We start from the raw sequence: 13,317 nt of genomic DNA on the forward strand, positions 1-13,317 counted from the left end.
CTCAGTAGCCGAACAGGGCTTCGAGCGGCCCCTTCGGCATGATGACGTCAAACTTGACTTCAAAGATGTAGAACATGGCGATCGAGAAGATCGCCGCCGTGAGCAGCGACTTCCAGACCGACAGCTTGCCGACGAAAATCATAAATCCCGCCGTCAGCAGGAAGCTCGCGACATAAAGGCCGAGCCACTGCATCGCCACGCAGAACGCCACCGTCGGCACGAACACCAGCAGCACGCGCTTAAACTGATCGCGGGTGACGAAGACCTCCGCATCGCCGCCGGCGGTGCGCCGCTCGGAAAGCGATTTCACGATGCCATAGACACTCGCAAGCACCAGAATGACCGACAGATAGAACGGGAAATATCCCGGCTCCGGTCCGTCCTCGGTCCATCCCATACCGGTTTTGTAATTGTCCCAGGCCATCACCGCCGCGAAGCCGCCCAATACAACCATCGTCCAGATATCGACCGTCAGCGTCCGGGCGAGCGACGGGGAATTCTCCGCCGGAGCGGTCGGGTCGGACACTTCGATTTCGATCTCGTTATTTGCCATGATTGCGCTCGCAGATGGTCCTGTTTCGAGGCGCGCGTCATCGTGGCGACAACGCGCGCCTTATCAGTCCTGGAAGACTACTTAGAAGTTACGTCAGACGTCCGTTACTGTTTGACGAAGCCGGCCGCCTTCATCAGGTCGGCATTGGCCTTGTCGTCCTTTTCAAGGAAATCCATCATCTCCTTGCCCGTCATATAGACCGGCTTGAGTGCCTGCTTTTCCATGTACTCCTTGTATTCGGGAGTCTGGCTGACCTTGCGGAACATGTCCTCGTAGAACTTCACCTGGTCAGGCGTCACCTTGCCCGGCAGGAACATCGCGCGCAGCATCTTGTACTGCACGTCGACGCCCTCTTCCTTGCAGGTCGGGACGTCGTGCCAGGACTGCTTGTCCGTCACCTTCGAGGTGTAGGCGATGCGCTCGTCGTCGAACACGCAGAGCGCACGAACCTGGCCCGCACGCCAGACTTCAAGATTTTCCGAGGGGTTGTTGACGTTGGCGTCGATGTGCTTGCCGACGAGCTGGGTCGCCGCCTCGCCGCCCGACTTGTAGGGCAGATAGGAGAACTTCGCGCCGGTCTGCTTCTCGAGGCCGACCATCAGGATCTGGTCTTCGCGCTTGGAGCCGGTGCCGCCGAACTTGAACGGCGTCGGGGACTTCTTCGCCGCGTCGATGAATTCCTTCACCGTCTTGTACGGCGTCTCGGAATTATCCCACAGGATGAACTCGTCGAACGCCATGATGTTGACCGGCGTCAGGTCGCGCCAGTTGAACGGAATCTTCGCCGACAGCGGAAGCTGATAGATCAGCGAATAGGCGATCAGAACCTTGTCGGCCTCGCTGGGGCTGCCCTTCATGTACATCAGCGCTTCGGCGCCGGAGGCTCCGCCCTTCAGCGACACGACGACCGGCACGTTCATCAGCTTGTGCTTCTGGATGGCCGATTGCAGCATGCGGGCCATCTGGTCCGATGCACCGCCCGCGCCCGCCGCGACCACGATTTCGACAGTCTTGGTCGGCTCCCACGCACTGGCGCCGGTGATACCCGCAGCCAACGTCAGTGCAACAATCGCCGCCGTATTCATCGCCTTCCGCATCGTATCCTCTCCCTGGTTTGCCCTTTTGAAACTGCGCTGCTCTTTTTTTGCGAGCTTATACGCTCTTGCCCGTCATGCGACGGCAACTCGTGGAACCGCTACAACGCCTTCATCTTTCGATTTCAGAACATCCATCGCCGCCAGCACCCCGCCCTGCTTGTGCGGAATGCCCGCGAGATCGAGACCCATCTCGACGCCCGAAAGCGTGCCCATCAGCATCAGGTCGTTGAAGTGACCGAGATGACCGATGCGAAATGCGCGGCCCTGCAAGCGGCCGAGGCCCGCGCCGAGAGACATGTCGAAATTCTCGAGCACGACCTTGCGGAAGCGATCCGCATCATGGCCTTCCGGCACGAATACAGCCGTCGTGACCGGGGAATACTCGCCTGCATCGGCGCAAACGGTTTCAAGACCCCAGGCCCGCACGGCCGCGCGCGTCGCTTCGCCATGTTTCTGGTGACGGGCGTAGACGTTCTCCAGCCCTTCCTCCTCCAGCATCGCGATGGATTCGCGCAGGCCGTAAAGAAGATTGGTCGCGGGAGTGTAAGGCCATGAGCCGGCCTGATTGGCCTTGAGCACCTCGTTCCAGTCCCAGTAGGAGCGCGGCAGCGTGTTGGTCTTGGAAGCGGCAATCGCCTTGTCGGACACCGCGTTGAAGCTCAGGCCCGGCGGCATCATCAGACCCTTCTGCGAACCGCAGACCGTGACATCGACGCCCCAGGCATCGTGCTCGTAGCGGATCGAGCCCATCGAGGAAATCGTATCGACGAACAGCAACGCGGGGTGCCGCGCGCGATCCATCGCCTTGCGGACCTCATCGACACGGCTGGTGACGCCGGTCGAGGTCTCGTTGTGGACGATCATCACCGCCTTGATGGAATGCTGCTTGTCGGCGTTAAGACGCGCTTCGATATCGGAGGCTTTCGCGCCGCGACGCCAGTCGCTCGGTATCGTCTCGACATCGACCTGGAAACGCTCGGCGAGATTGCGCCACAGCACCGAGAACTGTCCGGTCTCCGCCATCAGCACCTTGTCGCCCGGCGACAGCGTGTTGACCATGGCGGCTTCCCATGCGCCCGTGCCGGACGAGGGGAAAATCAGCACCGGATTCTTGGTACGGAAAACCCGCTTGCAGCTTTCCATGATGCCGAGCGCCATCTCGGCGAACTCCGGACCACGATGGTCGATGGTCGGCATATCCATTGCACGCAAGACCCGGTCCGGCACGTTGCTCGGGCCCGGAATCTGGAGGAAATGCCTTCCTGTATGACCAACCATCTCTAAATCCTCGATTTTTATGGCGCAAATGACCTTATTATAAGGTCGATTTGCCGTCGGGAATGTATCCGTAAAAGCCCCCCGCGCAACCATAAAATCGTCCTGTTTCGTTGTCCGGATCAATCTTTAGTACGATGAAATTCCACTCCTATTTCAGTCCGTCCTCTTCTACGGATTCGTCTCCGGCGACCTGTCCACATGCGTCGCGATGTCGGGTTGCCGCACCGAGAACCGCATCAGCGTTCCCGCGCAAGCGATGTTAGCGACCTCCGTCCGATGGCGAGAGAGCGCCACGAAGCCCAAGGTCCGTGAAATTTTCCGGGAGCCGCTCAACGCCGCCTTGCCAAGCTCGGCGAGTGCGGCGATGCGATAGTCGATGACCGGCGTGTCGATCGCCCGCAGTACGCGGTCCGGCACAGGACAGGGTGCCGGGGTTTGAAGAAAATGGTGTCCTTGAAAACGGGTCACGACTCTCACCCTCTGGTCTGGTGGCACAGCTTTCGCGCCATAGCCCTTTAGGGGTCACGACCTTTCGCCCGACCCTCTCCGTCTACAGTCGAAAGAATTGCATCTGATTTTTTTGAATGCAACATAAATTTTGAATTCAAAAAATAACTCGCCAATTATTCCCTGCCAGATTAAAGTCGTGTCAGAAAAATCGGCGATTCCATCATGACCGCTTCAGTTGCGACCCTGCACTCCCACGAGCCCGCGGACACCAAGGAAGAGACGTCCCTCCACGACGAAACGCTGTCGCGGCTGCGGGATCACATCGTCGAGGGCAACATCCCCGACGGCGGGCGGATTCTCGAACGCGAACTGTGCGAACTGCTCGGCATTTCCCGCACCCCGTTGCGCGAGGCGCTCAAGGTGCTCGCATCGGAGGGCATCGTCGAGCTTTTGCCGAATCGCGGCGCGCGCGTCCGCGCGCTGAGCGAGCGCGATCTGCACGAATTGTTCGACCTGATGGGAGGGCTGGAAGCCCTGTCCGGCAGGCTTGCCTGCGAAAACATCACTGACGCGGAAGTAGCCGAGATCGAGCAACTCCATCATGAGATGTACGGTTTCTATCTGCGCAAGGACATGCACAACTACTTCCGCGCCAACCAGACGATCCATCAGAAGATCCTGGCGGCCTCGCGCAATCACATCCTTCAATCGACCTACGCCACTCTCGCCGGCCGCATTCGCCGCGTGCGTTACTCGGCCAACTTCGCGCGCGAAAAAGAGCGCTGGGGCGAAGCGATGCGCGAACACGAGATGATCCTCGACGCACTCCGCCGCCGCGCCGGTGCCGAGCTTTCCGAGATCCTGTTCCATCATTTGAGAAACAAGCGCCGCGCCGCCCTGGAACCGGCGCAGCAGCAATCAGATACCGCACCCTCGACTCTGCGCTAAGTTATTGCAATTTATGCATACAAAAATCTGTATGCCGGCGATTTCTTTTGCATTTTATATTCTCGCCCCCTACCAATTCAGACACGTTGAGCTTGATCCGGAGCGCCTTGGGGCTGTTTACCCTATGAAAGCGCTCGGAAAGTGCGGCAGCGACAAGGACCACGCCCTATCACCCTCTCGGGTTGATCTCCGGCGGACTGGGCCTTCTCCGGATACGAGATGGTGAGGCCGCGACCGCCACAGGCAGCCGCGACATCGGTCAAGGAATGAGCATGGCGAGCGGGTCGAAATCGAAACTCGAACAGCGATTGCATGCCGAGATCACCGGCGACGTGATGTTCGACAGCTTCTCGCGCGGCCGCTACGCCACCGATGCCTCCTTCTTTCAGATCATGCCATTCGGCGTGGTCGCGCCCCGCACCAAGGCCGAGGCGCTGGCCGCGATGCAGATCGCCCGCGACGAAGGCTGCGTCGTCACGCCGCGCGGCGGCGGCACCTCGCAATGCGGCCAGACCATCAACAACGGTCTCGTCGTCGACGTTTCCAAATATCTCAACAAGATCGTCTCGCTGGATGTCGAAAAGCGCACCTGCGTGGTCGAGCCCGGCATCGTTCTCGACGACCTCAACCGGCGACTGAAAAAGCACGGGCTGTGGTTTCCGGTCGATGTCTCGACCGCCTCGCGCGCCACGATCGGCGGCATGGCCGGCAACAACTCCTGCGGCGGCCGCTCCCTGCGCTACGGCACCATGCGCGACAATACGCTGTCGATGAATGCGGCACTCGCCGACGGCACCGAGCTGCATTTCGGCCCCGTCGAGCGCGACGCCGCGTGGCCGAACGTGGAAGCACCGGGGCGCGACCTGTTTCGCGACCTGCTCGCGCTGGGCAGCCGCGAAGCCGGTGAGATCACCGATCGCTTTCCATCCGTGCAGCGCCGCGTCGGCGGCTACAATCTCGACGCACTGACGCCCAACGGGCCTACCAATAATCTCGCCCACATTCTGGTCGGCTCCGAAGGCACCCTCGCCTTCACCACGCAGGTCGAGTTGAAACTCTGGCCGCTGCTCGGCACGAAAGTGTTCGGCGTCTGCCATTTCGGCAGCTTCTACGAGGCGATGGACGCGGCACAGCATCTGGTGAAGCTCAAGCCCATCGCGGTCGAGCTTGTCGACAAGACCATGATCTCGCTCGGCCGCGACATCGCGATGTTCAAGCCGACCATCGAGGCGGTGGTGCGCGGCGAGCCAGAAGCATTGCTGATCGTCGAATTCGCCGAAGAGAGTCAGGAGGCCAATCTCGCCAAGCTCAAACAGCTCAACGAACTGATGGGCGACCTCGGTTTTTCCTGGAATAATCCGCCACGCAAATGGGGCGGCGTGGCCGATATCATCGAGCCCGCGATTCAGGCGGCGATCACCGATTTCCGCACCTCCGGCCTGAACATCATGATGTCGATGAAGACGGCTGGAAAGCCGGTGTCTTTCGTCGAGGATTGCGCGGTGCCGCTGCCGCATCTGGCCGAATACACCGACCGCCTCAACAAGGTGTTCGCCAAGCACGGCACAAGCCCGACAATGTATGCCCACGCCTCCGAAGGCTGCCTGCATGTGCGGCCCGTGCTGAACCTGCGGCTCGAGAAGGACGTCAAGGCGATGCGCGCCATCGCCGAGGAAGCCTTCGCCATGGTGCGCGAGTTCAAGGGCTCACATTCCGGCGAGCATGGCGACGGCCTCGTGCGCTCCGAATTCCACGAGCAGATGTTCGGCCCGCGCATCGTACGCGACTTCGAGGAGGTGAAGCAGCGTTTCGATCCGCAGGGCACGCTCAACCCCGGCAAGATCGTGCATCCGCCGAAGATGGACGACCGCTCGCTGTTCCGCTTCAAGCCCGGCTACAAGGTCGAGGATTTTACGACCGAACTCGACTGGTCCGCGTATCCCGGTGCTGCCGGCGGCTTTCAGGGCGCGGTCGAGATGTGCAACAACAACGGTGCGTGCCGCAAGCTTGAAGGCGGCGTGATGTGTCCGTCCTATCGCGCCACGCGCAACGAGAAGGATGTGACGCGCGGCCGCGCCAACACGCTGCGGCTCGCGATCTCCGGTCAGCTCGGCCCCGATGCACTGTCATCCGACGCGATGATGGAGACAATGAAGTTCTGCGTCTCCTGCAAGGCGTGCCGTCGCGAATGCCCGACAGGCGTCGATATGGCGAAGATGAAGATCGAGGTGCTGGCGGCGCGCGTGAAGACCCACGGCCTCACGCTCCGCAACCGCCTCGTCGGCTACCTGCCCTATTACGCCGGTTTTGCTTCCACTTTCGCGCCGCTCGTAAACCTGCGCAACAAAAGCCGCCTGATGCGCTGGGCGCTGGAGAAGATCGCGGGCTTCAGCGCGAAGCGCGATCTGCCGGAATGGCGGCGCGACACCTTCGCACCGAATGGCACGGTGTTCGGGCCGGAAGGCGGCCCTGAGGTCGTGCTGTTCGCGGATACTTTCAATCGCGCCTACGAGCGCGAAAACCTCGACGACGCCCTCAGCGTGCTGATCGCGGGCGGCTATCGCGTGCATGTGCCAAAACCCATGACAGGCACGCGGCCGCTATGCTGCGGTCGCACTTTCCTGTCGGCGGGCCTTGTCGGCAAGGCTCACGAGGAACTGGATCGCCTTGTCACCGCCTTTGCACCGTTCGCGGAGCGCGGCGTGCCCATTGTCGGGCTTGAGCCGAGCTGCCTGCTGACGCTGCGCGACGAACTGCTGTCGCTGCGCAAGGACGATGCCGCGAAGACGGTGTCGGCTCAGGCCATGCTGTTCGAGGAATTTCTCTTGCGCGAAGCAGCCGCGGGCAAATTGCAATTGCCCCTGAAGCCGGTCGCCCCGAAGGCGATGGTCCACGGTCACTGTCACCAGAAATCGTTCGATGCCTTCACGCCGGTGCAGAAGGTGCTGCGGCTGGTGCCCGATCTCGACGTGGAAGTCATCGAATCCAGTTGCTGCGGCATGGCCGGGGCATTCGGCTACGGCGCGGACACCTACGACGAATCCATCGCCATGGCCGAGCGCAGCCTGCTGCCTGCCGTGCGCAAGGCTCCGGGGGAAGCCATCATCGTTGCCGACGGCACTTCGTGCCGCCATCAGATCAAGGATGGCACCGGGCGCGGCGCGCTGCATGTCGCGCGCGTGCTGGCGATGAGCCTCGGTCATCGTCCTAGCAGCCATTCCGACCCGGATGCTTGATCGGCGAAACGCAACATGCTGAAAAGCCGTATCCCACGGCCATCACGAGGAAACGAATATGACGCTCAAGCTCGACACCGCCCGCAAGATTCTCGACGCCGCTTTGGCCAAGATCGCCGAATTGAAGACCAAGCCGATGGCGGTCGTCGTGCTCGACGCGCGCGGCTGTATCAAGGCTTCCGTGCTTCAGGACGGCACCAGCCTGATGCGCCATGAGGTTGCTCACGGCAAGGCCTATGGCGCGCTGGCGATGGGCGTCGGCTCGCGCGCGCTGTTCAAGCGCGCCAACGAGCAGCCCTACTTCATCGGCGCCGCCAACGCGATGGCGGGCGGCGCGCTGATCCCGGTGCCCGGCGGCGTGCTGATCAAGGATGCGAGCGGCGACGTTCTCGGCGCCATCGGCATCAGCGGCGACACCTCCGACAACGACGAGACCTGCTGCATCGCAGGCATCGAGGCGGCAGGATTGAAAGCCGACGCAGGCTAGGATTCCGCGACAGGCCTGACGAGGGTCTTACCGGCCCTCGTTTCTCGATCCTGAAAATCACAAGAAACGGAAACGCCCATGCCTGTCCCCAAAGCGTCCGACGCCCTCGCCCGCTTCACGGTCCTCGATCTCACCCGCGTTCGCGCAGGCCCGACCGCCGTACGGCAGCTCGCGGACTGGGGTGCGAATGTCGTCAAGCTGGAAGCGCCGACCGACATTCCGGACGACGAGCAGCTCGGCGGCGCGCGGCATGGCCCCGACTTCCAGAACCTGCATCGCAACAAGCGCGCGATGACCATCGACCTGAAGAACGAGGCCGGCAAGCAAGCCTTCTACCGCATGGTCGAGAAGGCTGACGTGGTGGTGGAGAATTTCCGCCCCGACGTGAAGGAGCGGCTCGGCATCGATTACGCGGCGCTGCGCAAGATCAACCCGCGCATCGTCTATGCCAGCATCTCAGGCTTCGGGCAGGATGGCCCTTATGCGAAGCGTCCGGGCTTCGACCAGATCGCGCAAGGCATGGGCGGGCTGATGTCGATCACCGGCGCGCCCGGCGAAGGCCCGATGCGCGTCGGCATTCCCATCGCGGACCTGACTTCCGGCCTGTTCTGCGCCATGGGCATTCTCACCGCGCTTCTGGAGCGTGAATTCTCCGGCGAAGGCCAGGCGGTGCAGACCTCGCTGTTGCATTCGCAGATCTTCATGCTGGATTTCCAGGCCGCCCGCTGGCTGATGCAGCACGATGTGCCGCAGCAGGCCGGCAACAACCATCCGACCATGATTCCGACCGGCGTGTTCAAGACCTCGGACGGATACATGAACATCGCCGCCACCGGACAGGTGATCTGGGAGCGCCTCGCCAACGCGCTCGGCCGCGCCGATCTGATCGAACAGGCAGAATATCGCAATCCGAAACTGCGCTCGGAGAACCGCGACGCCCTGAACGCCGAGATCGAGAAGGTCACGGCCACGGGCACCACCACCGAATGGATCGAGAAGCTGAACAAGGCCGGCGTGCCATGCGGGCCGATCTACACCATCGACAAGGTGTTCGAGGACGCACAGGTCAAACATCTCGACATCGTCGAGAAAGTGCCCGGCACCGGCAAGCGCGACGTCAATCTGGTAAAACAGCCATTCTCGCTGTCGCGAACCCCGAGCCGCTTCGTCGCGCCGCCTCCCGAGGTCGGTGAGCATACCGACGAGCTTCTGCGCGAATTCGGGTTCAGCGATGCTGAAATCTCAACGCTGAAACACAGCAAAGCCGTCTGACAGCGAGGCACGCCATGATAACGACCGACAAGATGATCGCCCGCAAGGATGGCGCGATCGGCACCCTGACCTTCAACAATCCGGCGCGGCATAACGCGGTGTCGCTGGAGATGTGGCAGGCCTGCGCCGGGATCATGAACGATTTCTCCGCCGATCCGGCCATTCGCGTGATCGTCATCACCGGCGCGGGCGAGAAGGCATTCGTCTCCGGCGCGGATATCTCCAAATTCGCAGAAGAGCGTGCCTCCAACAATGGCGCAGACACCTACAACGAAGCTGTCGAGGCGGGTTATGCATCGGTCTACAATTGTCCGAAGCCGACCATCGCCATGATCCGTGGGTATTGCGTCGGCGGAGGCATGGGCCTTGCGAGCTGCTGCGACATCCGCATCTGCACGGAGAATGCGCGCTTCGCCGTTCCCGCCGCGAAGCTCAGCGTCGGCTACGGCTATCCCGGCGTGAAGCGGCTGCTCGACATCGTCGGCCCCTCCTTCACCAAGGAAATCTTCTACACCGCGCGGCAGTTCGACGCCGAGGAAGCGCGCATCATGGGATTCGCCAACCGCGTGGTGCCGAACGATCAGCTTGAGACCTACGTCATGGGCTACGCCACGACCATCGCGGGCAACGCGCCGCTGACCATCGATTCGATCAAGTTCATCGTCGGCGAGATCGCCAAGGACGAAAGCGCGCGTGACATGGCCAGGTGCGACGCCATGGTGGATGCATGTTTCGCAAGCCACGATTACGAGGAAGGCCGCAAGGCCTTCATGGAAAAACGCAAGCCGGTCTTCACCGGCAAGTGAGGGTGCCAGCATGACAACCCGCCGTCCCGCCGAGCCGGGCATGACCATCGCGCAGATCCAAACGCCCGCGCTGATCGTCGATCTTGACGCGATGGAGGCCAACATCAAGGCGCTGGCGGCGCGTGTCGCAGCCTATCCCTCCGTGCGCGTCACGCCGCATGCCAAGGCGCACAAGAGCGTCGAGATCGCGAAGCGCCAGATGGCGGCGGGCGCCAGCCGCATGTGCTGCCAGAACGTCGCCGAAATCGAAGCGATGGCGGCAGGCGGAATCGGCAGCCTCCTGCTCTCCAACGAAATCATCGGCGCGGAGAAAGCGAAGCGCCTCGCGCAGGTGGCGCGCACCGCGAAGATCGGCGTTTGCGTCGATCATGCCGATCAGGTGCAGATACTGGCCGACGCCGCGCGCGAAGCCGGCGTGACCTTCGATGTTCTGATCGAGATCGATGTGGGCATGGGGCGCTGCGGCGTCACTTCGGCGGACGATGCCGTGACGCTGGCAAAGGAAGTCGCCAAGCACAAGAACCTGCATTTCTCGGGCTTGCAGGCCTATCACGGCACCGCGCAGCATCTGCGCCATCCCGAGGAGCGCGTCGCGGCCATCGCCAAGGCGGCCGCCTTCGCACGCGAGACAGCCGATGCGTTGCGCGAAGCAGGCTTTTCCTGCGACGTCATCGCGGGCGCTGGCACCGGATCGTACGAAAACGAAATGATCAGCGACGTCTATACCGAGCTGCAATGCGGCTCCTATGTGTTCATGGACGCCGATTACGGCCGCAACGACACCGCCTACCCGTTCCGCAACGCGCTGTTCGTTCTGGCGAGCGTCATCAGCGCGGCAACTCCTAGCCATGCGGTATGTGACGCGGGTCTGAAATCCCTTACCGCCGAAAGCGGCCTGCCCGTTGCCTTCGACGCGCCCGGCGTCACCTATATCAAAGCCACTGACGAGCACGGCACGCTGCAAGTGTCGCCGCAGGCCTCCGTCAAACCGGGCGACAGGCTCAAGCTGATCCCCGGCCATTGCGATCCCACCGTCAACCTGCATGACTGGCTCGTCGCCTGTCGCGGCGACAAGGTCGAAGCCGTGTGGCCGGTGGCGCGCGGCTGGTAGCGAGGATCGGATCGCGCGATGAAGCCGAGCAATCTTCAGATCGATTCATCGCGGTTGTGGCGCGATATCCACGACACCGCCAAATTCGGCGGCACGGCCAAGGGCGGCGTCAAGCGCCTCACGTTGAGCGAAGAAGACAAACAGGTGCGCGACTGGTTTCGCGACGCTTGTGAGGCGGCGGGCTGCGAGGTGCATGTCGATGCGCTCGGCACCATGTTCGCGATGCGGCCCGGCCGCGACAATACGAAACTCCCTGTCGGCTTCGGCTCGCATCTCGACACCCAGCCGACCGGCGGCAAGTTCGACGGCGTGCTCGGCACCCTCGCCGCGCTCGAAGTCATCCGCACCCTCAACGATGCCGGGATCGAGACCGACGCGCCGCTGTGCATCGTCAACTGGACCAACGAGGAAGGATCGCGCTTCGCGCCCGCGACGATGGCGTCCGCCGCCTATGCTGGCGAATACGAAACCGAAAACATTCTGGGCCGCCGCGACGCGGATGGCGTTAGCGTGGCGGATGCGCTCGATCGCATCGGCTATCGCGGCAATGAGGCAGTCGGCGCGCGCAAATTCGCGGGCTTCGTCGAACTGCACATCGAGCAAGGCCCCCTCCTCGAAGCCGAGAACAAAACCATCGGCGTGGTCGAACGCGGCCAGGGCATCGCCTGGTTCGACGGATCGATCACCGGCTTTGCAAGTCACGCCGGCACCACGCCGATGCCGTTGCGGCGCGACGCGCTTCTCGCGCTCGCAGAACTGGCGCTTGCCGTCGAGCAGGCCGCCCTCGCGCACTGCCCGAATGCGGTGGCGACCATCGGCGAAGCCGGAATCGAGAACGCTTCCCGCAATGTCGTGCCGGGCAACATTTATTTCACCATCGATGCACGCAGCGGTGCTACGGATATTCTCGACAGAATGTACGATGCGTTCAGGCAAGCGGTGACGCAGATCGCCGCGCAGCGCGGCGTCGGGATCGAACTCATTCCGGTCTGGCGCAAGGAGCCGACGGTCTTCGACGCAGGCTTCGTTCAAGCCATCGCGCAAGCGAGCAACGAGCTTGGCTATACCAGCCGCCGCATCACATCGGGCGCGATTCACGACGCCTGCAATCTCAGCACGGTGATGCCAGCGGCGATGATCTTCGTCCCCTGCAAGGACGGCATCAGCCACAACGAGCTTGAGGACGCCACACAGGCCGACTGCGCGGCGGGCGCGAACGTGCTGCTTCACACCGTGCTGAAGCTCGCGGGCATCGCCGGAGAGAATAAGGGTTAGTTCGCGCTCGGCAATTGCGTGCCGAGCCCCGCGAGCCGCATCAATGACTGGATCTGGCTTTTCTGGTCCGCCCGCAATTGCGCGAGGAACGGCCCGGCCGCCGCCATCAGCCGTTTCACCGATTCATTATCGGCATCCATTGATGAGGGCTGGCGACGGGTCACATGCATCGCCGAGATCACGTCGCGCAACGCGCTTTCCACCGGCGGCCAGTATTTCTCCTGCGTGGCGGTCAGCTTCAGGCGTGCCTTGATCGCCGCGATTTGCTGGTCGTCGAGAAGCGCCGTCGTCGGCCGGGCCGGCGGCGGCGCGGGTGCGACCACCGAAGCCACCATGAACTGCCGTGCGGTATCGAGAAACATGCTGACGCTTGGCTTCGGCGGCGGCGGGGGTGCGGCAAGACGGTCCGCCTTGATCTCGGCGGTTGAGCGCACCGGCCAAGGTTCGGGTCCCGGCTCGGGATTCGGCCCGGAATCGGCTTTGCGCTCCGCCACGGCAGCGGGTTCAAGCGCCGCCTCGGAGCCGCCGAAACCATCGATCACGACGATCGTGGCAACCGCCGCCGCAGCGCCGACCAGGCCAGCTATCGCGATGTAGGGGGCCCAGGCCCGCACCATTCACTCCATGTCCGAGGTCGCCGGGTAACCATTCAAATATGGCACCCTCGTGCCGCCTGCCGAAGCCCGCAGCATCCCGCCAAACCGGGTTTTCCGCGATTCGGCCTTCGCCTCCAACCAATTGCGGCCTCATGCGGCGGAGGGTTCCGGGTTAAACCTATCAGGCTTTCCGGCCATCAGACGCAAG

At 62.6% G+C, this 13,317-nt stretch carries 12 protein-coding genes; 7 read left to right on the forward strand and 5 right to left on the reverse strand.

Features of this window, described 5'->3' with window-relative positions:
- Nucleotide 1: 1 nt before the first annotated feature.
- The 4 genes from AFIC_RS10865 to AFIC_RS15835 all read right to left on the reverse strand — a co-directional run bounded on the left by AFIC_RS10865 (nucleotide 2) and on the right by AFIC_RS15835 (nucleotide 3,396).
- Entirely contained in the window at nucleotides 2-553 is a 552-nt protein-coding gene (locus tag AFIC_RS10865) for a tripartite tricarboxylate transporter TctB family protein (RefSeq protein WP_275246253.1), read from the reverse strand.
- 104 nt (nucleotides 554-657) lie between these two features.
- Entirely contained in the window at nucleotides 658-1,650 is a 993-nt protein-coding gene (locus AFIC_RS10870) for a Bug family tripartite tricarboxylate transporter substrate binding protein (protein ID WP_275246254.1), read from the reverse strand.
- A 72-nt stretch (nucleotides 1,651-1,722) separates the two neighbouring features.
- Nucleotides 1,723-2,928 (reverse strand): pyridoxal-phosphate-dependent aminotransferase family protein, encoded by a 1,206-nt coding sequence (locus AFIC_RS10875; protein WP_275246255.1) that lies wholly within the window; start codon nucleotides 2,926-2,928, stop codon nucleotides 1,723-1,725.
- Nucleotides 2,929-3,096: 168 nt separating this feature from the next.
- Nucleotides 3,097-3,396, reverse strand: coding sequence for a hypothetical protein (locus AFIC_RS15835; protein WP_420833328.1), 300 nt, complete (start codon nucleotides 3,394-3,396; stop codon nucleotides 3,097-3,099).
- A 204-nt stretch (nucleotides 3,397-3,600) separates the two neighbouring features.
- Between AFIC_RS15835 and AFIC_RS10885 the strand changes: the two genes are divergently transcribed.
- From AFIC_RS10885 to AFIC_RS10915, 7 genes are all read left to right on the forward strand, one after another.
- On the forward strand, nucleotides 3,601-4,326 hold the full coding sequence (locus AFIC_RS10885) for a GntR family transcriptional regulator (RefSeq protein ID WP_275246256.1): 726 nt from the start codon (nucleotides 3,601-3,603) through the stop codon (nucleotides 4,324-4,326).
- A 272-nt stretch (nucleotides 4,327-4,598) separates the two neighbouring features.
- Nucleotides 4,599-7,562, forward strand: coding sequence for an FAD-binding and (Fe-S)-binding domain-containing protein (locus AFIC_RS10890; RefSeq protein ID WP_275246257.1), 2,964 nt, complete (start codon nucleotides 4,599-4,601; stop codon nucleotides 7,560-7,562).
- Nucleotides 7,563-7,620: 58 nt separating this feature from the next.
- A complete protein-coding gene (locus AFIC_RS10895) occupies nucleotides 7,621-8,049 on the forward strand; it encodes a GlcG/HbpS family heme-binding protein (protein WP_275246258.1) in 429 nt (142 codons plus the stop codon).
- A 78-nt stretch (nucleotides 8,050-8,127) separates the two neighbouring features.
- Entirely contained in the window at nucleotides 8,128-9,321 is a 1,194-nt protein-coding gene (locus AFIC_RS10900) for a CaiB/BaiF CoA transferase family protein (RefSeq protein WP_275246259.1), read from the forward strand.
- 14 nt (nucleotides 9,322-9,335) lie between these two features.
- On the forward strand, nucleotides 9,336-10,127 hold the full coding sequence (locus AFIC_RS10905) for an enoyl-CoA hydratase (RefSeq protein WP_275246260.1): 792 nt from the start codon (nucleotides 9,336-9,338) through the stop codon (nucleotides 10,125-10,127).
- A 10-nt stretch (nucleotides 10,128-10,137) separates the two neighbouring features.
- Complete coding sequence (locus AFIC_RS10910) at nucleotides 10,138-11,238, forward strand: DSD1 family PLP-dependent enzyme (RefSeq protein ID WP_275246261.1); 1,101 nt, start codon at nucleotides 10,138-10,140, stop codon at nucleotides 11,236-11,238.
- A gap of 18 nt (nucleotides 11,239-11,256) precedes the next feature.
- Nucleotides 11,257-12,513, forward strand: coding sequence for a Zn-dependent hydrolase (locus tag AFIC_RS10915; protein ID WP_275246262.1), 1,257 nt, complete (start codon nucleotides 11,257-11,259; stop codon nucleotides 12,511-12,513).
- On the opposite strand, the gene AFIC_RS10920 is transcribed toward AFIC_RS10915, so the two are convergent.
- Entirely contained in the window at nucleotides 12,510-13,130 is a 621-nt protein-coding gene (locus AFIC_RS10920) for a hypothetical protein (protein WP_275246263.1), read from the reverse strand. The genes AFIC_RS10915 and AFIC_RS10920 overlap by 4 nt on opposite strands.
- Nucleotides 13,131-13,317 lie beyond the last annotated feature (187 nt).

It is taken from the genome of [Pseudomonas] carboxydohydrogena, from assembly GCF_029030725.1.
GTDB lineage: Bacteria > Pseudomonadota > Alphaproteobacteria > Rhizobiales > Xanthobacteraceae > Afipia > Afipia carboxydohydrogena.